The sequence below is a fragment of the Desulfomonile tiedjei genome (assembly GCA_016212925.1).
Taxonomy (GTDB): Bacteria; Desulfobacterota; Desulfomonilia; order Desulfomonilales; family Desulfomonilaceae; genus JACRDF01.
On record JACRDF010000031.1, the window covers coordinates 242,185 to 266,999 of the forward strand.

Sequence of the window (24,815 nt, forward strand, 5' to 3'; positions counted from 1 at the left end):
AAATCCTCGGACTGAAAGCTGCAACCATCTCTCACTCAGACAGAGAAACGGCGTGCGTCTTGCCAATCTGAAAACGGTGTGGCAGATTGCCGTTACTGCGTCAAGGGAAAACACTATCATGAGTATACCGAAAACCGCCTACGTACTGTTGTGGTTTCCGCAACCGTCTGAAACCTTTATCTTCCAGGAGGTTATGACCCTCTGGCGAATGGGCGCGCCTGTCAAAGTCTTTACTCTTTACGGCGAACGTAAACACAATTTGTCGCCCGAGATGCAATCCGTCAGTGATCGGGTCGAAAGGCTCGGCGCATGGTTTATCAAGGATGCCCCACGGCATGTGAGGTACTGGTGGAAACGGGACCGTGACCGGACCGCTGATTTACTAAAGAACGTGCCTTTTCGCAGATGGAACGGTTTTGAAAAGGGTGGTGAAAACCTCTGGTCCTTCATGTGCGCCTTCAGACTCGCTCGCCGTTTTGAAGAGGAAGGAATAGAGCACATCCATGCTCCGTGGGCCAACGGTCCGGCCACAGCGGCCTGGATTTCGTCCAGATTGACCGGCATTCCTTTCAGTTTTACCGCCAGGGCTTGGGACATTTATCCCCCTGACGGCGCGCTGAAAGAAAAGGCCCGAGACGCGATGTTCATCAGGAGCGAGACCAGAACCAATATCTCCTATTTGGCTGATTTCACGGGAGTGCAAGCGAGCAAGATCCACCTTACCTATAATGGCGTCCCTCTGAAAGTGCGGGAGGATGCCCCGGTGGAAATGAAGCCGCCGTACAAACTCCTCGCGCTGGGCAGGTTTGTGGGGAAAAAGGGCTATGACTTTCTCCTTCGGGCTTGCAAGATACTTAAGGACTCCGGAGTGGATTTTCACCTTACCCTGGCAGGCGCGGGGCCAAGGGAGACTCAATTAAAGTACTTGACCTGGAAGCTGGGCCTCGGAGACCGGGTGTCATTCCCGGGGTTCGTGGCTCACGACAAAGTCTCTGACCTGTTTCGCGGTACGGACGTGTTTGTCATGCCCAGCGTGGTTCACTCCTCGGGCGACCGCGACGGCATTCCCACGGTAATAATGGAAGCTTTGTTGCACCGGGTGCCGGTGATAGCCACTGATGTCTCGGGGATTGGCGAACTCATTGAAGACAGGCTCACGGGGCTACTGATTCCGGAAAAACAGCCGCTGGCAATCGCCGGGGCTGTTCAGCAAATGATAGGGGACAGGCAAGCCGCTCTGGAAATGGCTAAAAGGGGCCGCTCCCGGGTACTGGAACGGTTCAACCCGGACATCAATCACAAGAGAGTCTTCGAGTTGTACCAGGAGATGTTTGAGAAAAGGCCGTGAAGTGTGCCTGCAATAAGGGCGGCAGGGACGCCGAGCCTACCGTAAGAAAACCGGCACTCGCTTATTTTGAAGTCCGGCTTCAGGTGGTTTCTGATCAACATCCATCGCGGACTAGCTGTTCAACTCTTCCGGCCACCCTGTGGTTCCCGAAGAAATCTTCACGTCGAATTCGGCCGCGGTACTGCATCAACCGCGACTCGAAGCCATCGAGTGCCTCCGCATCAATGGACGCCTTTTCATAAAACTCGCCGTAGCCCAGTTGAGCCAGAAAGTGGGCATTCACCAATTGCTCGTACGCAAAGCTGATCGGAAAGCACAGGATTGGTTTCCCGAAGCAGAGTGCCTCACTTATGATGTTGTGGCCTGCGGTCGTGATGACATATTTGCAGGAAGCCATGTCTTCGAGGAACCCTTCAGTGGAATTCCTTCTGAACGCTAGATTATTCTTGTCCGGTTTTTCCCCCATCCCGTAAACAACGACCCGGCTTTTTCTCGTCTCCAACAACGGGAGCAAGCGGGCCAGGATATTGGCTTTCACGTACACAAGGATGTGCTCCCCGTCAGAGGCCTGATAATTCCTGACCGATGACCTCACCACAGGAGGCAGGACCTCTATTCTTTCCGGATCTTTGGGTTCCACGTAGAAAAAGGAGCTTATCAAGAATCGGTCGGACGCGCTGAAAAAGTGCCTTACCGAGAAACACGTGAACAGGCGGTTCAAACGGTTACCTTTGGGTGGGCTGTAAGAGCAATGTGTCAAGACATGTTGATGGTCCAGGCTCACGCTGGGCCGCCCCAAACTGCGAGCAGCCAAAGGGGTGAACAGCTCATAGTCGGTGAGAATAAGATGCGGGTCAAAGCTCTTGATGATGTCTGCAACCCTCTGGATCGTTCGCTTCTTGCCAAGGAATACCTTGAAGAAATTGGTGATTGTCCTGGAGAAATCCACACGGCTGCCGCTGTAAAACGTTTCAACCATCGGGACGTCTTCCAGTTGGTAGCCTTCGTCCTTCAGGAGCTGGGCCCTTCCCCCGCCCACGAACAGGAACTCATGGCCGGGCATGGCCTGTGCAACAGCCAAGGACCGACTGACGTGTCCCAGAGCATCTCCCATAACTCCATAGAGAATGCGAGCCATTAACCGCGGGGCCTCGTTGAATTCAGACTGCCTGAGGGCTTATCGGCTATTGCACCCTCGTCCGTCGCCAATCTTCCCATTCTTTCCCGAACGACCTTTTTGAATGAAATCATGTTCTCCCCCAGGCCGCAGTCGTTCAGATATTTTACCAGGCGGCTGGGGTTATTTCGCCACATACCCAACAACTGGCTCCAATACTGGACCTTATGATCGGATAGAATTCCCTGCTTCCACGAAAAGCGCAGGAACCTGGAAAGGTCTTGACCAATCTGCCGTTTGGACGGGCTTTCCAGGGTCCGAGAGGCCGGCACCGATTCTCCTTCTCGTTTGGCTTTGGCGGCCCTGGTCGGCCGCATCTTTCGGAAATAGCGATACGCGCGCTCAAGGTAGCGCGAGGGCTCGTACAGATAGTCCCAAGCTGCCAGGTATTCCTCGGTAATCTCGGATTCGGGTCGAGTCGGAATGAAGTTCATTCGCGCGCCGGAGGTTTGGCCGGAAGTTTGGTTTTCGAGAAGCCTGCCTTCCTTGCTGAGGCGTTCCCACAGCCTCGTGTTCGGAAGTGCCTGAAGCATGTTCAGTGCGGCAATTGGTATTCCCGCGGTCTCCACAAACGAGCAGATCCTTTCCCCTGCCCCTGGTCTTTCGTTGTCAAAGCCGATCACGAAGCTGGCCACGATGGACAGACCGTTTGCATTTATGTTTGCCACCGACTCCAGCAGAGGATTCTGAATATTCTGGACCTTACGGTTCAATGCCAGAATGTCTTCGTCCGGCGACTCTATCCCGAGGAAAACCGTGCTGAAATTGGCTTCTGTCAGGAGGTCTATCAACTCCAGGTCCTGTCCCAGGTTCACTGAGGTCTGAGTCCAAAAGGAAAACGGTTCGCCATGGCTCTTCATCCAAGGAATGAGCTTGGAGAGGAGGTTTCTCGAGTGGGTCTTGCTCCCGATGAAGTTGTCATCTGTTATAAAGACCTCCCTGCGCCAGCCGAGCCGATAAATGGTGTCCAATTCGTTAATCAGCTGGTCAGCGCTCTTGTACCTGGGTTTTCGGCCGTAGAGATTCACAATGTCACAAAACTCGCAGTCAAACGGGCAGCCGCGAGAGGTCTGTACACCCAGAGCAATGTAGTCGTCGAAGTTTAGCAAATCGAAACGCGGGGTTGGAGAATCGCTCATATCAGGCTTGTTTTGATTCTCAACAATCCCGCTGGTTTTGCCTTGTTCCAGCGCCTCTAGGAAAAGTGGGATCGCGCTCTCTCCTTCGCCTCTGACAAGGAAATCGCAACCCGCTTCTAATGCTTCGTTCGGAAGGGATGTGGGATACGGGCCTCCCACTACTATGCGTTTGCCCCTCTGTTTAGCTTCCTTAACCAGGGCGAGCAGACTGTCCCTCTGGACGATCATTCCGGAAATCATTACTATTTCGGCCCAGTTCCAGTCGTCCTCGGTCAGACCGCGGGCCACCAAATCCACCAGTCTGAACTCCCATTGTTCCGGCAACAGCGCTGCCACGGTTATGAGGCCCAGCGGCGGCGTCAGTGCCTTTCGGCCCAGGAATTCACACGCGTCAGGGAACGTCCAAAAGGACTCCGGCGTCTTCGGATTTACAAGCAGCGCCCTCATGCTTTGGTCCTCTGAGTCGAATTCCAGCCTATTTAAGCAGGTGATCTTTTCCGGTGTAAACGGAATGTCGCACCCGAGAGTGCGACTGACCTATTCGACTAACATAATGTATCCCACGTCACTACGCCAGCCCCGGACCTTGGCTCCTACGAGAGCCGCGCGACGGTTGTCTCGATTAGTTGCATCAGAGGCAGGGGATATACGCCCAGCCAGACGAGCAGCACCGTCAAGACCAACAGCACCACCCCTGCTGCAAGAGACGTTTCCCGAGCCGGGCTCGCGGGTACTGTCCTACTTGCGGCCGGCATGGCGTACATCGTTACGATGACACGGAGATAATAGAACAATCCAATAACGCTCGTTATTACCAGGGCTGTAACAAGTGTCCACAGGGATGATCCGACACCCGCAGCCAGAACGTAGAATTTGCCTATGAACCCCGCGGTCAGCGGAATACCGGCCAACGACAGGAGCATGGCGGCAAAGACTCCTGCCAGCCAGGGCCGCTGCCACCCCAATCCTCGATATTCATCGAGGCTGTCAGTGTCTCGCTCTCCACTGGACAAGGCTGTAATCACCCCGAATGCGCCAAGGGTGGTGATGAAATACGCTACCAGGTAGTAGCTCGCCGCGCTCAAAGCCAATGGACCGCTTGCCAATAGCGCTACCAACAAATAACCCATGTGGGCGATTGATGAGTACGCGAGTATGCGCTTCACGTTGTTCTGCAGCAATGCCAACAAGTTACCCGCGATCATTGAGGCCAGGGCTATGATTCCCAACACGAGGACCAGATCGGCTCTTGCACCGATATCAGCCCGGATGAAGTACCGCAGGAGCAGAGCAAATACAGCTCCTTTGGAAACCGTCGCAACGAATCCGGCCACGGGAGCAGCCGCGCCTTCATACACGTCCGGCGTCCACATGTGAAATGGGACGAGCGACAATTTGAAGCCGATGCCCGTGAGGAGCAACGCTGTCCCTACCAACAGGAAAGCCGGGTTCCCATCTGCTGAGGCGGAAGCAATAATTTGAAATTGCAGAGAGCCGGTCTGACTGTAGATCAAGGCCATGCCGAAAAGAAGGAACGCGTCCGACGTAGCTGCAAGGATGAGGTATTTGACGCCTGCTTCGATACTGATGGTTCTTCTTCGCGGGTAGGCGATGAGCACGTACAACGACACTCCGAGTATTTCCAAGCCCAGAAAGAACGAGGCAAAATGGTTGCTCGACGCCAGCACGCTCGCGCCCACCGTAGCCAGCAATATGAGGACGTAATACTCTTCCTGATGGCCTTCCCGTCCATTGAGATAGCCGTAAGACATGAGAACAACAGCCAGGCCGGCCCCCACGGTCAGGGCCATGAAAAAGACCGCGTACCCATCCATGACCAGGAGAGGCGTGCTTTCCATGGGGAGCACGGGCGCTACCAATCCAATGGCAACTAAGGCCAGCACAAACCCCACAGCCGCCATAACCGCGGTCAACAGGTGGTGGCGATAGAACGCAATCACCATCATTATCAGCACAGACGCTGCTGATAGCACAATGATGGGTGACAGAACCGTGATTTCGGCTGCGTTCATCTTTCTTTCCTCTGCTCGGCCGCCTTAAGCGCAATTGCCTGCACTTCGGCTATGGCACCTCGTTGGTCCTCTTGAGCAGAAGGCGACGTGTGTGCCGCGGTAGTGTGGGCCGGCAAAGCCTTCAATGCCGCTGCAGCAGTGTTCAACACCGGCTGAGGGAACAGTCCCAAACAGATCAGAATAGCGGTCATCGCTCCCATGAGAGCTGTTTCTCGAATGGACAGGTCCGGGATTCGCCAGCCTTCGCCCTTCGTGCCCTGGAAAGCCCTCAGGATCATTGAGAGTGAGTAAACAGCAGCCAGTACCAGCCCGAAAACCGCGGGCACAGTCAAAAGGATACTTGTCTGGAAAGTGCCTATCAGCACGAGGAACTCGCCCACGAAATTGCCCAAACCCGGCAATCCGAGAGAGGCCAAAGCAAAGAACAGGGCCATTCCCCCCATTCTCGGCGCTGTGGACCACAGACCTCCCATTTGATTCATGTCGCGGGTGTGAATCCGCTCCTGCAGGCTCCCGACCAGAATAAACAAAGCCCCTGTGCTGAAGCCGTGGCATATCATCTGCATCACCGCTCCTTGCAAGGCTAATTCATTCCGATCAAACACGCCCAGCAACACGAACCCAAGGTGACTAACGCTGGTGTATGCCACGAGCCTCTTGAGGTCGGTCTGCGCAAAAGCCAGGAACGCGCCGTAAAGAATTCCCACCACTGCCAGGAGCATCGCCATCGGAGCGAATGCCTCAACCGATTCCGGGAAAAACGGGAGGACAAATCGCAGGAAACCGTAAGCTCCTGTCTTGAGCAACAGCCCCGCAAGAATAACACTCCCCGCGGTTGGGGCTTCGGTGTGGGCATCCGGCAACCAGGTGTGGAAAGGCACTGCCGGCAACTTCACCGCAAAAGCGACAAAAAAGCCCAGCATAAGCCACGTGGACACAAGGGGCGTCATGGGAGTATTGAGCAGCTCGAAATAGTCAAACGAATATATGCCTGTGCTGTTGCCATGCACAAAATACAGCCCCAAAATTGCCAGCAGCATCAGCAAACCACCCAACTGGGTGAATATGAAGAACTTTAGCGACGCGAAAACCCTGTTTTCGTGGCCCCAAACCGCGATGAGGAAGTACATCGGGACCAGCATCAGCTCCCAGAAGAAGTAAAACAAGACCAGATCCAGGGCCAGGAACACCCCGATGATCCCGGTGAGCACGGCCATAAGATTAAAGTGAAAGAATCCGACACGCTCCTGAATTTCCGTCCACGAGCATACAACCGAGGCAATTCCGAGGATAATCGTGAGCAGCACCATTAGGAGGCTCAGCCCATCCATTGCAAGATGGAAACCGATGCCAAGCCGAGGGATCCAGGGGTAATTGAAGTCGGCAATCCAGGGACCCCGGCCTGCGTACGCCAAAGCTTCGGGATACCCAATCCATAGGTACAGGGCTATGACGAGGTCAACGGCCAGGGCGCCGACCGCTATCCACCTTGGCCAACGGGTGCTCCAGCCCGCGGCGATCCACGCCAGCAGCGCACCGAGAAATGGAACAATTATCAGCCAAACCAGGATCATAAGAACACCACAATGGCTATGGTTATTACCGTGCCGATGGCTATGCCCGCTGCATAACCTCGAATCTTGCCGGTCTGAGCGCTGCTCAGTAACTCGTGCAAAACGCTGCTCACCAACGCGATACCCTGATAAACGAGATCAATCACGTCGTCTTTGTTCGCCTTGGCCAACCAGACGAAGGGCTGGACAAATAGTTTGTCGTATGTCCAGTCAAAACCCCAACCTACAAACCACCAACGGTGCAGGGCCGCAGGGACAGGCTTGGTGACGAGTCTGTCAGCGAAGTCCCGCCGCCTCAGAAAAAACAAATAGGCCAGGGATATTCCGATCAAACCTGCGGCTGCGGCTACCGTTTCCACGATCAGCTCGGTTGTCCCGTCGTAAGGTACTGGGGGGGCATCCGAGAATCCTATTGCAGGGACTCGTGCAGCAAGAAGAGGCTGCATGGAACCAAGTAATCCCCCTGCCACCGAGATAACAGACAGTATTATCAATGGGATGTACACGAGGTTGCCCGGACGGTACGTTACTGGAGCCTTGGCTTCTCCCATGAATGCGAGGAATACCACGCGAAACGCATAGATCCCGGTCAGTAGAGCGCCGAGCAGTCCTCCGGCCCAGAGCCACCCTCCGCTCCATTCCGATGACCACACCTGCCACAGAATGGCTTCCTTACTGTAGAAGCCGCTGGTTACAAGAGGCACAGAGGCAAGAGAAGCGGCTCCGATAACAAAAGTCCAGAACACCACCGGCATTTGAGTGCGCAAGCCGCCCATTTTGAAAATGCTCTGTTCATGGTGGCACGCGGCAATGGCCACGCCAGCGGATAGGAACAAGAGAGATTTGAAAAACGCGTGTGTCACAAAATGGAAGATCGCGGCCCACCACGCGCCGACGCCAAGGCCGAGGAACATGTAACCGATCTGGCTGATGGTCGAGTAAGCCAGCACGCGTTTGATGTCGGTCTGGGTCAATGCGCTGAAACCGGCTGCAAGTAAGGTCAAGACGCCTATTACAGCCACCGCGGACTGGACCACCGGCGCCAAAGTGAACAGCACATTGGTGCGTGCGATCAGGTACACGCCCGCGGTGACCATGGTAGCTGCATGGATCAAGGCACTCACAGGCGTGGGGCCTGCCATCGCGTCGGGCAACCAGACCTGCAAAGGGAGCTGAGCAGACTTGCCCAAAGCTCCGCCCAACAACAAGGCCGCTGCCGCGACGGCAACAGTAGACCCGACAGGCCATTCCTGCACGGCCCTTTGCATTAGTTCCTGGATTTGGAGACTCCCGAGGTTAATGAAAAGCAGGAACAGCCCAATTGCCATCGCAGTATCGCCAAAACGAGTTACCACGAAAGCCTTGATCGCGGCACGGCCGTTGGCCGCGTCCTTGTACCAAAATCCGATGAGTAGATAGCTGCAGATCCCGACGCCTTCCCAACCGAGGTAGAGCAGCAGGAGATTGTCGGCCAGCACCAGCGTCAACATGAATCCGACGAACAGGTCCATGTACGCGAAAAACCGATTGTACCCTTCCTCACCGGCCATATATTCAGCGGAATACAAGAGAATCAGAAAGCCTACCACAGTGATGACCAGAACCATGATCATGGACAGAACGTCCAGGTATAAGGCAAATTCGGGTTTGAACGTGGAAACCTGCATCCATGTCCACAAGGTCTGCCTATACGGAAATCTAATGGGACCGGCATAGACGACTATCGCGCATAAGGCTGAAACCGCTACTGATCCCACGCCGACCAAAGCAGTGAAGCGCTCGGAAAACCTGCGCCCAAGGAGTATAAGCACGGCGAATCCTGCGAAGGGAAAAGCGGGAACCAACCACAACAGTTCAGCCATTATTAGCCTCGCATTTGCCGCGCAGCGTCTGCATCGAGTGTCTTAAAATGGTGATAAAATTGGAGTATCAACGCCAAGCCGACCGAAACCTCGGCTGCTGCCATAGTGAGAATAAAAATGAACATTATCTGACCGTCGGCCTGCTGCCACCTGGCCCCGGCTACCACAAAAGCCAGCCCTGCGGCATTCAACATTATTTCAATAGACATCAACATAAAGATTATATTTCTGCGAACGAGCACTCCGACCAGCCCCAAGCCGAAAAGTATCCCGGCCAAGATTAAACCGTGCTCCATCGGAATGGACGCCATCAGGAGTCCTCCCCTTTCTCCGGCTCCGCGGATCTAATGCGCCGTCCCAGATGATAAGCTCCGATCAGGCCCGCCATCAACAGCAATGAGGCCAACTCGACGCCAAGCAGGTAAGGGCCGAACAAAACAATTCCCACTTCTTTGGGAGAGACGTTCACAGCGGCAAATGACTCGTTCCCGCCGGAAACAAAGACATATAGCAATTCGCACAGCAGCACCCCTGCCAGCAGACCGGGTCCCCGCCAGGTCCCGGGCTTGAGCCAAACCCGCTCCTGCTCCAGTGCCCCCGGCCCCAGGTTGAGTATCATAATGGCAAATATGAAGAGCACCATTATCGCACCGGCATAGATAATGACCTCCAGTGCAGCCACAAAAGGCGCTCCAAGCGCGAAGAAAATCAATGCTACGGATAAAAGTGACAGTATGAGGTACAGCAGCGCATGTACAGCGTTGAGCCTGGTGATCACCATGATGGTGGAAATTACCGCAACAGCGGCCGACACATAGAAAACCACGGTCATAGAGCGTCCCTCGAAGCAGGTGGATACTACGGGATCAAAGTGTGCACATCCACCGGTGGTTCCTCATCCTCGGCCTCCCCCTTATCCTTTCCGGCTATGGAAACACCCGCGACCCTATAGAAATTGTAACCCGGGTATTTTCCCGGTCCATTGATAAGCAGGTCTTTCTTTTCGTAAACCAGTGAGGCCCTGTGATATTCGCTCATCTCAAAGTCCGGCGTGAGTTGGATAGCGTAAGTCGGGCAAGCTTCCTCGCAAAAGCCGCAAAATATGCACCGTGAGAAATTGATGCGGAAGAACTCCGGGTACCGCCTGCCGTGTTCGTCCTGAGTAGCCTGAAGCGATATGCAGTCTACAGGGCAAGCCACGGCGCATAAGTAGCATGCTACACACCGCTCGCCCCCGTCCGGATCGCGCGAAAGGATGATACGACCCCTCCATCTCGGCGGGATGTAAGGCTTCTCCTCCGGATAAAGGATTGTCTCTCTCTTGCGAAACGCATGTAATAGTATGGTCCAGAGTCCCTTTAGCAGACTGAACATGGAGCCCTCACATCAACCGATCGTCAGAACAATTCCACCGGTTGCGACCAGGTTGAGCAGCGAAAGCGGCAGCATAACTTTCCAGCCGAAGACGAGAAGCTGATCGTACCTCAGCCGCGGCAGGGTCGCTCGCACCAGTATGAACAAACCGATGAAAAAAAGGGTCTTCAGGAAGAACCAGATCACCGGAGGCAGTACCGGGCCTGACCATCCTCCGAAAAACAGGGTCACGGTCAGTGCCGATATTAGCGTTATGCCGAGATACTCTCCGACAAAGAACATACCGAATTTCATTCCGGAATACTCGGTGTGGTAACCCGCAACAAGCTCGCTCTCCGCCTCCGGGATATCAAACGGTATTCGCCGGGTTTCTGCAAATCCCGCGACCAGGAATATCACCAGACCAAGAAACTGCGGGATGCAGAACCACATTTCCTCTTGCGCTTCCACAATGTCCCGCAGGTCAAATGACCCGGCGAGAATAACCACTCCCATCAGCGACAGTCCCATAAACACTTCATAGCCCAGCATCTGGGCCGCGGCACGGAGGCCTCCCAAGAGAGAGTATTTGCTTCCCGATGCCCAACCGGCCAGTGTCAGGCTATACACAGTCAACGACGACATGGCCAAGAGAAAAAGCAGCCCAACGTTGAGATTCACCACTGCTATTCCCGGAGCAAACGGGATCACGGCAAACGACATCAATACGGTAACGACTATCACACATGGAGCAAGAACAAAGACGGGCTTATCTGCAAACGGTGGGACCCAGTCTTCCTTGGTGAAGATCTTGATCATGTCCGCAGCCACCTGCAGAAGGCCGAACGGCCCCACCCGATTGGGCCCGTACCGGTCCTGCCATAGGCCCAGCAGGCGCCGTTCCAGCCAAATAAGACCTGCGGCCAAGCCTATGACCGCCAACAGAACCGCTATTACTGTTATTACGGGTTTGATGATCTCTTGCATATCAAGTCTCTGGACATGGTTTTGGGTCCCTGCCCGAGAAAGACCTTCTGGCCTGCAACACTTACACTCGATCGAAACACCATAATCAACTTTTCAAGAATTTCCGTTTTAGTGCAAGATACAAATCTCGCCCTACTAATTTGGTAATTTCCGCGTATCCGAGACATCTTTATTTTGGAAACACTATGTATGTCGGAGTGCATCGTGTCAAGGCAAGACTTCGCTAAACCGTAACCAACTCATCGCGAGGGCCTTGACGCACTATAGCAGTTCTTGAAAGTTATCACGGATTGAATCCCGGGTGCCACGGACCTAGGCTCCGTCAGGTCCGTGCCGGCTTTCTTGGAAAACAGCAAGGTCGTCCCCAGCACTGAACACCAAATTGAAAAGCGAGCCGATGGATCGGTAAAGCTGGGAATCTTCCGAGTTGTCGTGGCGATAGAAACGGCAGGAAGCACGGACCTGGCAAGGCCCAGGTCCGTGGCACCCAATGCAGAAGGCATCGCTTGAGATGCGGGGCTACTATAGTTTTTCCCAAAAGCTCTTCCCGAATGAGGTCGTCCCGCGTTGGCGGGACACCGGCAAACTAATTCGTGTTTGCTTTCGAGAACGACTATAGTTTGTCCGTCATGGAATGACGGCCAGGCTTTGGTTCATCATTTTCACGGAATCAGTGACGCGAACACCGACGTTCGAGTACAGTCTTCACCCCGGCATCCGCTGGCAGGGCAAACGAGAGATACCGTGCAATTGCCTTGCGTCACGAAGTCGGTCTCTCCTCGCACCAGAATACCCTCCACCTGATGACTGTTGGCGTTGAATACCGGTGAGCCCGAATTGCCTCCATATGTATCGGTGTTGGCAACAAAGAACTCCGGGGATTCGTTTTTCCTTACGGCGGACCCTCCTGCAACCTTCTTTGGCAGGCCGCTTGGGTGGCCGATCACGTAAACGGATTGATTGTCATTGATTTTTCCACTTTTGCGGACTTGCAGCACGGGATGGTTTGTGACCGCGCGATCAATACGTATTAGAGCCCAATCCGCTCCACTGGCTATCTCCTGCCGCCCGATGATGTTCACGCCTCGGTAGATCTCATTATTATCAATAATTAATCGGGCTTTTGTTTCGTTTTCCATTTCGAAGCCGAAGACGAAGCGCACATCCTGCACATTGCTTGCGTTAGCGCAGTGCCCGGCGGTGGCTATTATGTCCGGTGCGACCAGGAAACCGGTGCAAAAAGCCCCCACAGGTTGCTCGCCAAATCGTTCTTCAGGGCAGAGATTGCGAGCTGTCCGGAATTTTGTCGTCTGGAGGCTTGAGGTCCCGTTGCCGTTGTCTGTTATGCTGCCTGCCTCAAACAATGCGACCACGCTATCGGCTTGGGATTTCATTGGATCAGCGGAAGACAGCTCCCAAATATCCTGCCGGTCATCAATCCCGTAAATGACCTTCTGCTGGGCCCTCAGTACCTCGACGATTGTCGCGCTGGTAACGTGTTTGAGCGATTCGCTTGCCGGCATCGCCAGAGCACCTTTGGTCTTCGCTTCCCTGGCGGCCAACTCCGCTCTGAGTTCCTCTGCGGACAGTGATTCGAGCAATTGGATGTCACTCATGGTGTTCTTCCTTTCATTGAAAGCCAGCGCCATCAATTGAAGCTTGCCGGAATCAGCACGGCGTTCTCAGTCTTGCGGCGCCACCACGACGCCATTTCCGATATCCACTGCATTGAAACCCGGGGCAAGATCCGCAAGAGTTGCCTTGCCGACAACGTTTGCAATAAGTCTATCGGGGGTCAGAGCGAGGGTTTTCTTCATTTTCTCCGCCCACAAGACCGCGACACCGGCAACGTGCGGACAAGCCATGCTCGTTCCGCTCGACGATCGAAGTCCCCCTCCGAGTTTCGCCGAGATTACCCCTACACCTGGGGCGCTGATGTCCGCCCCTGTGTTGGAGAATTTCGCGACTACCAATTTGCCGTCTTGCTGACCTACGGCCGCCACTGAGACTATTCCCCCGGCAACGGCCGGAGGAGCCACCGCGATTTCCCAGGCCGGCCGGTTGCTCTCATTGCCGGCCGCCGCAACAAGGACCGCGCCTTGAACAAGACTGGCCTGGGAGTCTACGAATCGAGCCAAGTTCTCGAATAGAAGGACATTGGCCCGATAACCTTCCAATGCTCGTGAGGCAGCAGGTTCCGGCGGGATGCCCTGCTCTATCATGATTTTTACCAATCCCGGGAAATCCATACCCAAAGACATGGAGACCACATTGGCTCCTTTTTCGACAGCCCATTGAACGGCCTTCCAGATTTGTTCGGTAGAACCTCCTTCTCTTCCAAGGACTTTGCCTATGACGGCTTTCTTTACTCCCGGAGCAATCCCGATGCGGAATCCGTTTACGTCTCGACCAAAAATAGTGCCCGCGCAATGAGTGCCGTGACCATGACTGTCGTCAACACCTTCACCGGTGAAGTCTTCGCGGATTAGCTCGACCCCTGCGAAAGCCGGGTGCGTCGCATCGATTCCGGTATCAAGCACCGCGACAACGATCCCGTCACCGGTAAACGGAGATGTATCCGCCCGAACAGCCTTGACTCCCCATGCGACCTGTTCTCCGGATGGGGCCGCCACATCCGTGACATTTAGAGGCTCTATCAGTTTCATGGGCATAACCGGAGCCGCGCCCAATACACCTTGGTCACGCTGGAGCAATTTGATGTCTTTTTTTGTGACCTCGTCCACATCCATTTTCAGAGAAGGCGCACCCAACGGCATTTCCAGGGTCAAGGCAGTCGGGCCTGCAAAGGCACTTCGAGTCATGAACGCCCCGCTCTTTCGCAAAATCACGTACTTTTCTTTCATGGGGTGTTATCCTTTCTGTTTTGGCCGGTAATTTGACTTGAGCACACGGACTGCAATTGTTCGTGTTCCGCTCTTCAGGTCCTGAACGCTTACGCGATTGTAATTTCTGACGTGCTCACCTCCCTCCTCATAGATCCAATGACGGACAACACCCTTCATGGGAAAAGAGCCTTCGATCACTCTCAGCCGTAACGAAAGAACCGATGGCTCGCTCGCGTCTGCCTCGATTCGGCTGATCTCGACGACATCATCATCTCGATAGACAATGAGCGAACCCTCCACTCGGATAACGGGAGGCTCTTTCGCAAGATTAATAGATCCTCTAAGTGTTATGTCTTCCGTCACGGTTGCCCTTCTCACGGTAATTGCCAATGATGTCCTATTAACGAGAACCCGGAGGCGATGGTCCGCCGGCCCACCACCACCACCGAACTGACCGCTTATTGCCGAAATCCGGAAATGTATTGAGCTGTCTCGTTGATAACACGCGCATTATCGTTCTTGTCAGGGGTGCCCATCGCTGCGCCCTGGAATTGCACATTAGGGTTTGACCAGTATTGAATCCGAGGACAGTTGCACGGGTTTGCATAGGACATGATGGATCGCCAATTGGGATTGACATAGTACCCGTGGCCGTAAGGAAAAGGCTGTGTCGAGGGGTCCATTTCAGGGTTGTGCCTGGCTCCCTGCAAATGCCCGATCTCGTGTGCAAAAGAATAGTAACCCGTTGCACAGTCATGGTACACGACGCAAAAGGCGGATTCAGGCTTGGCGAGAATGGCTGCCGCCAACCCGCAGTAAGCGTTGTCGTTGATGACCAGAACGCAGAGGTCGGCCTTATGCTGATCCCGCAACCCGTGGATTTCGTCCATGAAACCGTCCGATTTCCCCATGAAGCGGTCCAAATCCTGATCGAATGAGCCGCTCTCCTGATAGTTTACCTTGAGGGTATTAACGAGTTCCAATTTAAGGTTTATTTGGCTATTGACGTAGGATTGGTTGGCTTCCGCCACGGCCAGGTTGATCAATGACTCCATGGGACCGGGAACCTGAGCCGCGGCAGCGGGGGTATACGCCACCAGTGCCGTAACGATCCGTGGCCCGCTCGGCTGATCGCTTTTCTTGTCTTGAGGCGGCAATGTGCCGGGCACGATCTTTTCAAAGCTGGGCGGATGCTCTTTCGGGAATTTCGATTGGTCGATCTGAACCACGGCATGTTGTCCTTCGCCCAGAGGCCAAACCCTGTACAATGCGGCGCCCGCTCGTATTGATCCAGTCACCTGCCCGTTCTTCACGACCATGACCGCATCACCCGTGGGTTCGGGAAACTTCCCGATCCACGTAAAATCGTTCGGCGCGCGTTTAGTTACTTCGGCGGTTTCCGCCACCACTCCCGGAGCCGCAGGCACATTGAGATTAATCCTCTTATTGTCGAATACGGCAGGATTTATCTTCACAACGTTGATGCCTACAACCATCTTGTTTTGTTTGATCTTGGCGAGCCCTTCGTCCACGCTCGGAGGCATGGCCTTGAGGTCTGCCGGGATCTGCTCGAACAGATTGGGAGCAGATTTTTCGTCGGCCGCCGAAGCCATCCCCGACATAATCAAGAACGCTGCCATGAAAGCCACGACGATTCTGAAAACCTTCGAATACAATCCAGGCATTGTCTTTCCCCCCTGAAGAAGTTGTGGGGCCTTCGTATAGCCCCGATGTCAGGTTTAGTAACTTATGGCCGCAGCACGTCGGCACAGGCGATCCAGCACAGCTCCATCACCGCAGCATTGATTTCCTTGATAATCATCTGCATTTCCGAAAAAGGCGGGATGAATCCTCGTTTGCTGAATTCGACGGTAAATCCTATGACTTTCGGTTTGGATGGGTCCGCTAAATGGCGTGAATAGGCATAGTCGGAGGATGTTCCGACGGTTGCATATAATTCAATGCCTTGTTGCACGGTGTATGTGGTTCCTCTGACTGCGGCCAACGCTCCATTCTTTGCCACCACAAAAACGTCATACATGCCCATGGTCGCCTCCTGCTCATCCGGGTGATACGCTCAATTGCCGCCATATGAGAGAGCGAAATCCATGCTCGCCAGACAAACCATTAGCCGGCCGGCATTCCACTGCCCGCGATTCAGCCCCCCCACACCGTATTGTTTCGGATCAGAAAGGCTTGATGGCTTTGTGGATCAAGCTTGTCCCCCTCAAAATCCAAATGATGCCGTTGTTCACTTTTGGCCGATGCGGGCCGTGGAAGCGACGGGGAGCATAATCAAGAGCCCCCTTCAAATTCGTGAGAACAGGAATCTTTGCTCTAGAAAATTTCCAACATCGTTATTTTCATCCATGCACCCGATGACCCAATGGCCGGTTTACCCTGCGCTCAAAACCAAAGGAACAGATCAACGCCCCCAATTAATTGCGCAAGATCTTCATTACTAGTGAGAAAGAAAACAATCACGGGGCAAAGGGGGTACCACTTTCAGTGTACAGAATCGAGCGCGAGCCTGCAATATTTTTTCCATGGCGTGGTACAATTTACTTGCTCAGGGACGCTTTACCCGAGGAAGCAACAGCTCCCTCACGTCATAGGCCACCGAGATCGCGGAGCGCGGTCGCTGGAAATCCGGTCCTCCGTTCATTCCCCATGGAGAGATCGCCTTTTGAAATCTCCCGAGCCTCCCCGCGTACCTGAGCTGACCAGCCAAACACCACCTCACCGAGTCTTCTTGCGTAATCTCCTTTAGTCCTTCTGTTCAGCCTTTAGGGGGTATGGTCGTCAATTTGGAGGCTGCTGATTCGTCCACGAGCCAAAGCAATTTTCCTTTGGCCGGTCTTATCAACTGAGCGGGCAGCAATTGGGGGGCATGCGGTCCTTCCAGAACATCTCGCAGCACCTGCGATTTGCCATCGCCATAAACCAGGAACACGACATAATCCGCCCTGTTAATGACAGCCGCGGTCAGAGTCACACGATACATCCTCTGTTCCGGAACAAAGACCTCTTTTGCCCATCTTTCCTTTTCGTCCAAGACAGGATTGTGAGGAAAAAGCGAAGCTGTATGGCCGTCTTGCCCCAACCCCAGGAAGATCAGATCAAAGCTCGTCGGAGTATCCTTGAAAAAGTCGCGAAGCAAGGAGTCGTATGCTTCGGCCGCGGTTCCGGGTGATTCGTTGCACGAAATGGCGTGGATATGATTTGTCTTCACGGGAACATGGTTCAACATGTCCTCAAAAGCGGTTGTGGCATTATGTCTAGGATCGCCTGGAGCCACGCACCGCTCGTCACCCCAGAACACGTGCACTTTTTCCCACGGTACCTTTTCCCGGTGCGGTGATTGGGCCAGCATTCGGTGGGTCTCGCGGGGAGAACCGCCGCCGGAAAGCGCCACGGAAAAACGACCCTTTGCAGCGACAGCATCCCGGGAAGACTGCACGAAGAGGTCAGCCGCAGCTTTGCTAAGTTCTTCAGTATCCGAAAAGACGCGAATAGTCATTCCGCATGTAGCCGTTGCCGCAAATTCTCTTTTCTTATTTGGCCGTTATCCGATGACAGTAAGCGTTCGGTTTTCACCTTTCCAGTGCGCTTATTTTGGCAAGGCGTCTTTTGTGGCGTTCCGCTCCTGTAAATTCAGCATTCAAAAAAGCTTCAACCAATTCCCAGGCCAGGGAAGAGCCGACCACACGGCCGCCGAGACAAATGAGATTCATGTTATCGTCTTCCACTCCCTGATGAGCCGAAAATGTTTCATGGACCAAGGCGGCTCTGACATGCGAGATCTTGTTGGCCGCGATACAGGCGCCGACCCCACTACCACATACTGCGATGCCGCGTTCTACTTCTCCACTAGCCACGGCCTGAGCCAGAGGAATTACGAAATCGGGATAATCGTCCGTGTCTTGAAGGTCAGCGGCCCCGAAATCCAGTACAGTGTGTCCCGCGGATTTGAGTCTGGCCGATATCTCCTCTTTGAGTCTGAAGCCTCCGTGATCGGCAGCTATGCCTATTCTGGACATTTCAGTAATTCCTTTGCCCTATCACAATTGATTGACACCGGCGGCCCTGATCGTGGGCCGCGCAGAAATGAAGAACCTCGTTTTTCTTGTGGGATGAAAAGAGTATGGCACAGGGGCTTCGTCCTTTCCAGCATGAAATTGAGGGCAGAGACAGGAGAGTGAAGGCATTGGCGAATCGCGGATTCCGGGCCACAATAAGCCTTGACACGCGGAACGCCTGTGAGTAGGCTGGACCCGCGTCACCCCTGCTGATTTTCACCGGCTGCCGCAACCGATTCAGTGTTCGGAACAAGATCCGCCGCGATGCGATCCCTCCCATTGGTCCGGGAAGTCGTCAGACTACTGGTCAGAACGCTCGCCAATCGCTGAAGAGGTAGGTTTTGCGCGATTTGGGGTCACGACTTCTGCTCCCGACAAAGAGACATTGTGGTGAGGTGTAGTCATGAGATCTGCGAGTTGGATGTTGACTTTGGCAGTGCTCTTGTGTGCGCTTGCCTTGTGTCCTGCCGTTGGACTGGCCGCGGGCTTTCCGGATAAGCCGATCACCGTGATCGTTCCGTACCCGGCAGGCGGGTCTACGGACGTAGCCATACGCGCGTTGGCCGAAGCAGCCAAGAAACACCTGGGGCAACCCGTAATCGTCGAAAACAAGAGTGGAGGCGGAGGCGCCGTAGGTGTAGGGAGCATCGTAGGCAAGAAGCCGGATGGTTATCTCCTGTCCGTAGCCGTGACCAGCCTGCTTCGGAACTCGTATATAAATAAATTGCCCTTTGACACGGTTAAAGACCTCACTCCCATCATCCGGGTCGGTGGGTATTTGTACGGCATAGTGGTGAAAAGCGACTCTCAGTTCAAGGATTTGGGAGAGTTGGTGGCTCATGCAAAAGCCAATCCGGGTAAACTGACGTACATGGCCTCCGGGGTGGGCACAGGCGGCCACGTGGCCATGGAGGAGTTGGCCTACAACACCGGTATTAAGCTCTCTCATATTCCCTCCAAAGGAGACCAGGAATCATCCGCAGCGGTTTTGGGGGGCCACGTGGATTTCATGTCCACTACATCAGGCTGGGTGCCCTTGGCCCAGGCCGGGCAAGTTCGTGTGTTGGCCGTTTTCGCAGACAAACGGATCAAGGCTTTTCCGGATGCCCCGACCGTGGCTGAACTAGGCTACAAGGTGGTGCATAATTCGCCCTTCGGGATTTTCGGCCCTAAGAACATGCCCAAAGAAGTGGTCAAGACCCTACATGACGGGTTCAAGAAGGCGATGGAAGACCCGGCGTTCCTATCCACCATGGAAAGTTATGAGTTGCCGGTCCTGTATCAGGACGGCAATGATTACGCGAAGTTCTGGGCAGACGCCTACGTTGAGGCTGGTGATCACGTCAAGAAGTTCATCAAGAAGGAATAGCCGTCGCAAGCAACAGAGCGTTCGGTAGCCCACAGCGGGTTTGATAACCGATCAGCAAGATAGCCATAAGGGCTCGAAATCTCGATGGGGGAGGTTTGGAGGGGCGGCCCCGCAGTACTTGCAGTGCCGTCAAAAAACCGGTACCCCCAACAGGTTGCCCAAAAATCCACCGGCCAACCCTGCCGGGACGCTGATGAAAGTTCTCGGCAGGTCCGCAAGCCCTATCTCCCTCCAAGTTCGCCATGCGTACCACGCCAAGGCGCAGTTAGCCCGGTGAATGCTTACGCTGGATGAGAACGAGGCTCAATCGTGTGAGGCGCTAGCTTTGACAAAGCAGTATTTGATAGCTGATGGCTTCTGGTTGGTCCTGGCGGTGGCTGTGTGTGTGGAGTCCTGGAGTCTGGGGATAGGGGAATTCACGAGTCCGGGCCCGGGTTTTCTACCGTTCTGGGCCGGTGTACTCCTTGGCCTTCTTTCGTTGATTTCGCTGGTCCAAACTGCCACCGAGAAGGCTAAGGAAGAGCCATCTGTGTGGGCAGGGGTGAAGATCCTCAAACTGGGTCTGGTGATACTGACCCTCTTGCTGTACGTGGCTCTGCTCAACACCTTGGGGTTTTTCCTTTGCACGTTCTTGCTCTTGCTCTTTCTGTTTCGGGCGGTTGAACCGTACCGTTGGCACGTAGTGCTATTGGCAAGCATCTTGTCATTGGCCGCTGTTTACGTTTTCTTTGTCCTATTGCTGGACGTAAGATTGCCATCAGGAATTCTGGTTTTTTAGCCATGATTCATGGTCGCTGTATGGAGGCACCATGGACGTTTTGACTCAGCTCGCCCTGGGCTTTCAGGTTGCCCTGCAGCCGATCAACCTGTTCTATTGTTTTCTGGGCTGCTTGATTGGCACAATGGTGGGGGTGTTGCCGGGGCTGGGGCCGACCGCGGCCATGTCCCTTCTTTTGCCCGTCACCTTTCAGGTACAGCCCGTTTCAGCCGTTATCATGCTGGCCGGGATCTATTACGGAGCCATGTACGGGGGATCGACCACCTCTATCCTGGTCAACATACCCGGGGAAGCGGCTTCGGTGATGACGTGCCTGGACGGGTATCGCATGGCCCGCGCAGGGCGGGCCGGCGCGGCCTTGGGCATGGCTGCGTTCTGCTCTTTTATCGCCGGCACGGTGGGAATCCTCGGGCTGACGTTGCTCGCGCCGCCGTTGGTCGGATTTGCATTGCGTTTCGGCCCTCCCGAATACTTCTCCCTGATGTGCCTGGGTCTGGTCGTCCTGACATTCCTGTCATCCACCTCCATGATCAGATCTCTAATGATGGCTTGCTTCGGTCTCATCGTGGGAGCGGTCGGGCAGGACGTAGTGTCGGGAACAACCCGATTCACCTTCGGGACCATGGAACTCATGGATGGCGTTGGCCTCGTTCCGGTCGTCATGGGACTCTTCGGCATCTCGGAAGTACTACTCAATCTTGAAACCAAGATAGATTTGGAGATATTCAAAACCAAAGTCAAAGGGCTCCTTCCTACTTTGGAAGACTGGATCAGGTGCAAATGGGCCCTTGTCCGAGGGACCTTGGTCGGTTTCTTCCTGGGGATCCTTCCTGGTGGTGGGGCGGTCCTGTCCTCGTTCGTCGCGTACGCTGTGGAAAAAAGGTTTTCCCCGCGCGGGGATGAGTTCGGGACCGGTATGATCGAGGGAGTGGCTGCGCCCGAGGCAGCCAACAACTCAGCGGCACAGTCCGCGTTTATCCCGTTGCTTACCCTGGGCCTACCCTCGAATGTGGTCATGGCTATGCTGCTCGGCGCTCTAATTATTCATGGAGTGACACCGGGTCCGCTCCTTATCACCCAGCACCCGGAGGTCTTTTGGGGCGTGGTGGCCAGCATGTACCTCGGGAACGTCATGCTCCTGGTCTTGAATTTGCCCTTAGTGGGGATGTGGGTCCAGTTTCTGAAGGTCCCCTATGCTATTATGATGCCTGTCATAGTCCTATTCTGTCTGATAGGCAGTTACACCATCTCGAACAGCGTGATGGACATCTTCTTCATGCTCGTGTTCGGGGTGATCGGCTATCTCATGAAAAAATTCAAGTACGAGGCCCCGCCGTTCATTTTAGCCTTCGTTCTCGGGCCTCTGCTGGAGTATTCACTCAAACAATCCCTGCTCATATCCAAGGGCAGCTTCGGCATTTTCGTGACAAGGCCTATTTCAGCAGTGTGTCTGGGGATCGGCCTGATTTTGCTTTTAATCCCTCTCGTACCTCACTTCGGGCGAAAACGCCCCGGGGCAACTCTGGAGAGTGAAGATTAGCCTGCCCGATGAACTAATGCGAAGAACATGAATCCGCTCGGAGTCCAATTATGGGTTTGACCTTAATGGAGGGTAACGAGGTTATTGCCTGGGCCGCTTATGAGGCCGGCTGCCGCTTTTTCGCGGGTTATCCGATTACACCGGCGACAACGATCTACAACAGTATGCTCCGAATTCTGCCTCCCGAAGGGGGAATTGTGCTTCAGGGAGAGGATGAAATAGCCTCGCTCGGCTATTGCCTCGGAGCGTCTATGGCAGGCTGGAAGGCCATGACCGCCACGTCCGGTCCCGGAATTAGCCTGTACAGTGAAAACATCTCGTTTGCCATAGGATCGGAAATCCCGGTGGTTATCGTAAACGTCCAGCGCTTGGGGCCATCCACCGGGTCCGCTACCAAGGGCGCGGACGGTGACATTCAATTCATGCGCTGGGGAAGCTCCGGCGGACTGCCCGTGATCGTGCTCGCGCCCGCGGATGTGGCCGACTGTTTCCCGATAACCATGCACGCTTTCAATCTCGCGGAGCAGTACCGGTGTCCCGTGTTCATCGCTTCCAACAAAGAGATCGGCCTGACCGGTGAAACGGTGAATTTTGCCGAACTGGAGAGAGTACCTATAATCAATAGGCTCCCGGCACAGGAGGGGATGCCTTTTGTCCCTTTTCGGCCTGCGCCGGATTCCGGCGTGCCCTATTTCCTGCCCATTGGGGCCAAGACCGTGGTGCGCCAAACATCGTCCACCCACGGAGAAAACGGGTACATAACCACAGACCCGGCGGCCATACGAGCTGCCAATGAAAGGTTGGAGAGAAAACTGACGGCAAATGCCGACCGATTCAGCTATTACCACGAGGAACCGGTCGAGGGCGCCCGGACGCTTGTGGTCACGTACGGCATCACTTCACGGGCCGCTCGGCTGGCATGCCGTGAGCTAAACAAAACAGGCCGAAAGGCGAGCCTGCTGGTGCTCAAGACGTTGTATCCGGTGCCGGAAAGCGTTATTTGCCGTGCGGCCGACAGCATCAAAAGAGTTCTGGTCGTGGAAATGAATCAGGGACAGTATGTGCTGGAAGTAGCTCGTATCCTCAATCACCACAACGTCGAATTCACCGGAGGGATGGATGGCAAGCTCATCAGCCCGTCACAGATCATGGAGGCGGTAATTGACTAGTCTGTTGAACAAAAGCCGACCGCCGGTTTTCTGCCCCGGGTGCGGGCATGAGATTGTAGTTCGAGCCTTGGACAAGGCGTTTCAAAATATGGGCCTCGAAGGAAACCGGATTTGCCTGGTCAGTGACATCGGTTGCTCAGGTCTGTTCGATACCTTTTTCAACACCCACGCGCTTCACGGCCTTCACGGTCGCGTTCTCACGTACGCTGCGGGGATAAAGCTTTGTCGCCCCGAACTGCAAGTGGTCGCGACCATGGGTGACGGTGGCCTAGGAATAGGGGGAGCCCACCTATTGGCCGCTTGCCGGAGAAATGTGAACATCACATTGCTGGTGCTCAACAACTTCAACTTCGGCATGACAGGCGGACAGTGTTCCTCCACCACTCCAAGTGAGGCCGAAGTCGCCTCGGGTTTTCTGAACCGGTTGGATAGGCCCCTGGATCTGCATTCAGTCGCCACCGCGGCCGGCGCACCCTATGTTGCTTCGGTTTCGGGCTATCAAAAGGGCCTGGACAAAACCATTGAAGAAGCCATCGTGTTTGACGGGTTTTCCATAGTGGAGATCCTCGGCATATGCCCGGGCCGGTATACAAAAAGAAACAAGTTGACACCGGGGATGATCGAGGCAGACCTGGCCCGAAATGGCCAAGCAAACGGCCCGGTACCGACCAATACCCGGCCCGAGTACGGCCGAGCTTATCGAGAGTTGGCACGCCAACAAGTGCGAGCGAAGGCCCCCATAGCCATAGAAGCTGCTCTCAAACCAGCCGGAGAGGGACGCCAGGACGTGATTATCCTTGGCTCCGCGGGCCAGCGGGTAATTACTGCCGGCGAACTTCTCGGGATGGCAGCGATGTCGGCCGGCCTGTACGTGACTCAGAAGAACGACTACGACATCACAGTGCTCCGAGGCCCCTCGATTACCGAACTGATCCTGTCCCCCGCGGAAATTGATTACCCGGAGATCGGCCTACCTTCAGTGATTCTTGCTTTGGCCCCGGAAGGCGTGGCGCGCCGTAAAAACGTTTTTGCCGGCGCCGACGAGAGCACGCTCGTGATTCAGGCATCCGGCGTAGCAATTCCGGAAACCAAGGCCAAAGTCCGGGAAGTTGACTTCAAGGCACTGGGCCTGAAGGGCCAGGATTGGGCCGTGGCCGCCCTCGCGGTCATAGCCAAGATGCAGACCGTGATCGACGAGCCTATGCTCGAATCCGCCTTGGCATACCGCTTTGGGGGAAAGGTCCTGGCGAGCGTCAAGACTGTGGTCGAAACCGTAATGGCGCAGACTTCTTAATTACGACCAAACCGACAAGGATGCCTTCTTTCACCAGCACGTGGTCATAGTCCTTGCCGAAGATGTCGACCGAATGGGAGAGCAATAACTGTTTAATCTTGCGGGGGAGACCGCACGCGCGAACCATGTCATTGCTGTACGTGTCAAGTAATTCGTGGACAAGACTCGAGGAATTCTAGGGGAGTTTTCCCCCCTAGGGCTTGATGCGGTCTTAGGTTGTTGTAGTAGTAGATGTACTGTTCGAGTTCCTTTTTGAACTCTTCTTCG

Annotated in this window: 23 protein-coding genes; 6 read left to right on the plus strand and 17 right to left on the minus strand. The window is 54.6% G+C overall.

From position 1 onward, the window contains the following. The first annotated feature begins 118 nt into the window (after positions 1-118). On the plus strand, positions 119-1,348 hold the full coding sequence (locus HY913_14060) for a glycosyltransferase (protein MBI4964398.1): 1,230 nt from the start codon (positions 119-121) through the stop codon (positions 1,346-1,348). 94 nt (positions 1,349-1,442) lie between these two features. Here HY913_14060 and HY913_14065 read toward each other — a convergent pair whose 3' ends face one another. The 16 genes from HY913_14065 to HY913_14140 form a co-directional block, all read right to left on the minus strand. Further along, a complete protein-coding gene (locus HY913_14065) occupies positions 1,443-2,486 on the minus strand; it encodes a hypothetical protein (protein MBI4964399.1) in 1,044 nt (347 codons plus the stop codon). Then, complete coding sequence (locus HY913_14070; protein ID MBI4964400.1) at positions 2,486-4,111, minus strand: B12-binding domain-containing radical SAM protein; 1,626 nt, start codon at positions 4,109-4,111, stop codon at positions 2,486-2,488. The genes HY913_14065 and HY913_14070 overlap by 1 nt, the downstream gene beginning before the upstream one ends. A gap of 146 nt (positions 4,112-4,257) precedes the next feature. After that, positions 4,258-5,697 carry an NADH-quinone oxidoreductase subunit N gene (locus HY913_14075; GenBank protein ID MBI4964401.1) on the minus strand — a complete coding sequence of 480 codons (1,440 nt, stop codon included), beginning with the start codon at positions 5,695-5,697 and terminating at the stop codon, positions 4,258-4,260. Next, on the minus strand, positions 5,694-7,271 hold the full coding sequence (nuoM, locus tag HY913_14080) for an NADH-quinone oxidoreductase subunit M (GenBank protein MBI4964402.1): 1,578 nt from the start codon (positions 7,269-7,271) through the stop codon (positions 5,694-5,696). The genes HY913_14075 and nuoM overlap by 4 nt, the downstream gene beginning before the upstream one ends. Next, on the minus strand, positions 7,268-9,133 hold the full coding sequence (nuoL, locus tag HY913_14085; protein MBI4964403.1) for an NADH-quinone oxidoreductase subunit L: 1,866 nt from the start codon (positions 9,131-9,133) through the stop codon (positions 7,268-7,270). Before nuoL ends, nuoM begins: the two co-directional genes overlap by 4 nt. Before the next feature lie 2 nt (positions 9,134-9,135). Next, a complete protein-coding gene (nuoK, locus tag HY913_14090) occupies positions 9,136-9,444 on the minus strand; it encodes an NADH-quinone oxidoreductase subunit NuoK (protein MBI4964404.1) in 309 nt (102 codons plus the stop codon). Continuing rightward, positions 9,444-9,965, minus strand: coding sequence for an NADH-quinone oxidoreductase subunit J (gene nuoJ / locus HY913_14095; GenBank protein ID MBI4964405.1), 522 nt, complete (start codon positions 9,963-9,965; stop codon positions 9,444-9,446). The genes nuoK and nuoJ overlap by 1 nt, the downstream gene beginning before the upstream one ends. Positions 9,966-9,991: 26 nt before the next feature. Next, the gene (gene nuoI, locus HY913_14100; GenBank protein ID MBI4964406.1) at positions 9,992-10,507 is read right to left on the minus strand and encodes an NADH-quinone oxidoreductase subunit NuoI; all 516 of its coding nucleotides are present in this window, start codon (positions 10,505-10,507) and stop codon (positions 9,992-9,994) included. Positions 10,508-10,519: 12 nt separating this feature from the next. Further along, positions 10,520-11,473 (minus strand): NADH-quinone oxidoreductase subunit NuoH, encoded by a 954-nt coding sequence (nuoH, locus tag HY913_14105; GenBank protein MBI4964407.1) that lies wholly within the window; start codon positions 11,471-11,473, stop codon positions 10,520-10,522. 662 nt (positions 11,474-12,135) lie between these two features. Further along, positions 12,136-13,089, minus strand: a complete 954-nt coding sequence (locus HY913_14110) for a trypsin-like peptidase domain-containing protein (protein ID MBI4964408.1) — start codon at positions 13,087-13,089, stop codon at positions 12,136-12,138. A gap of 66 nt (positions 13,090-13,155) precedes the next feature. Then, positions 13,156-14,337 (minus strand): S8 family serine peptidase, encoded by a 1,182-nt coding sequence (locus tag HY913_14115; GenBank protein ID MBI4964409.1) that lies wholly within the window; start codon positions 14,335-14,337, stop codon positions 13,156-13,158. Between the two features lie 6 nt (positions 14,338-14,343). Then, positions 14,344-14,682 carry a hypothetical protein gene (locus tag HY913_14120; protein MBI4964410.1) on the minus strand — a complete coding sequence of 113 codons (339 nt, stop codon included), beginning with the start codon at positions 14,680-14,682 and terminating at the stop codon, positions 14,344-14,346. A gap of 95 nt (positions 14,683-14,777) precedes the next feature. Continuing rightward, positions 14,778-16,004, minus strand: a complete 1,227-nt coding sequence (locus HY913_14125) for a hypothetical protein (GenBank protein ID MBI4964411.1) — start codon at positions 16,002-16,004, stop codon at positions 14,778-14,780. Between the two features lie 62 nt (positions 16,005-16,066). Beyond that, positions 16,067-16,366 (minus strand): hypothetical protein, encoded by a 300-nt coding sequence (locus HY913_14130; protein MBI4964412.1) that lies wholly within the window; start codon positions 16,364-16,366, stop codon positions 16,067-16,069. 732 nt (positions 16,367-17,098) lie between these two features. Continuing rightward, positions 17,099-17,839: a 6-phosphogluconolactonase gene (gene pgl, locus HY913_14135; GenBank protein MBI4964413.1), complete on the minus strand. Its 741-nt coding sequence runs from the start codon at positions 17,837-17,839 to the stop codon at positions 17,099-17,101. A 73-nt stretch (positions 17,840-17,912) separates the two neighbouring features. Then, the gene (locus tag HY913_14140; protein ID MBI4964414.1) at positions 17,913-18,359 is read right to left on the minus strand and encodes an RpiB/LacA/LacB family sugar-phosphate isomerase; all 447 of its coding nucleotides are present in this window, start codon (positions 18,357-18,359) and stop codon (positions 17,913-17,915) included. Positions 18,360-18,801: 442 nt separating this feature from the next. Between HY913_14140 and HY913_14145 the strand changes: the two genes are divergently transcribed. From HY913_14145 to HY913_14165, 5 genes are all read left to right on the plus strand, one after another. Then, positions 18,802-19,767, plus strand: a complete 966-nt coding sequence (locus HY913_14145; GenBank protein MBI4964415.1) for a tripartite tricarboxylate transporter substrate binding protein — start codon at positions 18,802-18,804, stop codon at positions 19,765-19,767. Positions 19,768-20,092: 325 nt separating this feature from the next. Next, entirely contained in the window at positions 20,093-20,545 is a 453-nt protein-coding gene (locus tag HY913_14150) for a tripartite tricarboxylate transporter TctB family protein (protein MBI4964416.1), read from the plus strand. A gap of 31 nt (positions 20,546-20,576) precedes the next feature. Next, positions 20,577-22,085, plus strand: coding sequence for a tripartite tricarboxylate transporter permease (locus tag HY913_14155; protein ID MBI4964417.1), 1,509 nt, complete (start codon positions 20,577-20,579; stop codon positions 22,083-22,085). A gap of 50 nt (positions 22,086-22,135) precedes the next feature. Continuing rightward, entirely contained in the window at positions 22,136-23,254 is a 1,119-nt protein-coding gene (locus tag HY913_14160) for a pyruvate flavodoxin/ferredoxin oxidoreductase (protein MBI4964418.1), read from the plus strand. Continuing rightward, entirely contained in the window at positions 23,247-24,548 is a 1,302-nt protein-coding gene (locus HY913_14165; GenBank protein ID MBI4964419.1) for a 2-oxoacid:acceptor oxidoreductase family protein, read from the plus strand. The genes HY913_14160 and HY913_14165 overlap by 8 nt, the downstream gene beginning before the upstream one ends. 143 nt (positions 24,549-24,691) lie before the next feature. Here the strand turns inward: HY913_14165 and HY913_14170 are convergent. Then, on the minus strand, positions 24,692-24,815 hold a 124-nt coding region (locus HY913_14170), incomplete at its 5' end, for a transposase (GenBank protein ID MBI4964420.1).

Excerpts from the sequence above, each read along its gene's own strand:
- HY913_14060 (MBI4964398.1), top strand. The coding sequence starts at position 119 with ATGAGTATACCGAAAACCGCCTACGTACTGTTGTGGTTTCCGCAACCG.
- HY913_14065 (MBI4964399.1), bottom strand. The coding sequence starts at position 2,486 with ATGGCTCGCATTCTCTATGGAGTTATGGGAGATGCTCTGGGACACGTC.
- HY913_14070 (MBI4964400.1), bottom strand. The coding sequence starts at position 4,111 with ATGAGGGCGCTGCTTGTAAATCCGAAGACGCCGGAGTCCTTTTGGACG.
- HY913_14075 (MBI4964401.1), bottom strand. The coding sequence starts at position 5,697 with ATGAACGCAGCCGAAATCACGGTTCTGTCACCCATCATTGTGCTATCA.
- nuoM (MBI4964402.1), bottom strand. The coding sequence starts at position 7,271 with ATGATCCTGGTTTGGCTGATAATTGTTCCATTTCTCGGTGCGCTGCTG.
- nuoL (MBI4964403.1), bottom strand. The coding sequence starts at position 9,133 with ATGGCTGAACTGTTGTGGTTGGTTCCCGCTTTTCCCTTCGCAGGATTC.
- nuoK (MBI4964404.1), bottom strand. The coding sequence starts at position 9,444 with ATGGCGTCCATTCCGATGGAGCACGGTTTAATCTTGGCCGGGATACTT.
- nuoJ (MBI4964405.1), bottom strand. The coding sequence starts at position 9,965 with ATGACCGTGGTTTTCTATGTGTCGGCCGCTGTTGCGGTAATTTCCACC.
- nuoI (MBI4964406.1), bottom strand. The coding sequence starts at position 10,507 with ATGTTCAGTCTGCTAAAGGGACTCTGGACCATACTATTACATGCGTTT.
- nuoH (MBI4964407.1), bottom strand. The coding sequence starts at position 11,473 with ATGCAAGAGATCATCAAACCCGTAATAACAGTAATAGCGGTTCTGTTG.
- HY913_14110 (MBI4964408.1), bottom strand. The coding sequence starts at position 13,089 with ATGAGTGACATCCAATTGCTCGAATCACTGTCCGCAGAGGAACTCAGA.
- HY913_14115 (MBI4964409.1), bottom strand. The coding sequence starts at position 14,337 with ATGAAAGAAAAGTACGTGATTTTGCGAAAGAGCGGGGCGTTCATGACT.
- HY913_14125 (MBI4964411.1), bottom strand. The coding sequence starts at position 16,004 with ATGCCTGGATTGTATTCGAAGGTTTTCAGAATCGTCGTGGCTTTCATG.
- HY913_14130 (MBI4964412.1), bottom strand. The coding sequence starts at position 16,366 with ATGGGCATGTATGACGTTTTTGTGGTGGCAAAGAATGGAGCGTTGGCC.
- pgl (MBI4964413.1), bottom strand. The coding sequence starts at position 17,839 with ATGACTATTCGCGTCTTTTCGGATACTGAAGAACTTAGCAAAGCTGCG.
- HY913_14140 (MBI4964414.1), bottom strand. The coding sequence starts at position 18,359 with ATGTCCAGAATAGGCATAGCTGCCGATCACGGAGGCTTCAGACTCAAA.
- HY913_14145 (MBI4964415.1), top strand. The coding sequence starts at position 18,802 with ATGAGATCTGCGAGTTGGATGTTGACTTTGGCAGTGCTCTTGTGTGCG.
- HY913_14155 (MBI4964417.1), top strand. The coding sequence starts at position 20,577 with ATGGACGTTTTGACTCAGCTCGCCCTGGGCTTTCAGGTTGCCCTGCAG.
- HY913_14160 (MBI4964418.1), top strand. The coding sequence starts at position 22,136 with ATGGGTTTGACCTTAATGGAGGGTAACGAGGTTATTGCCTGGGCCGCT.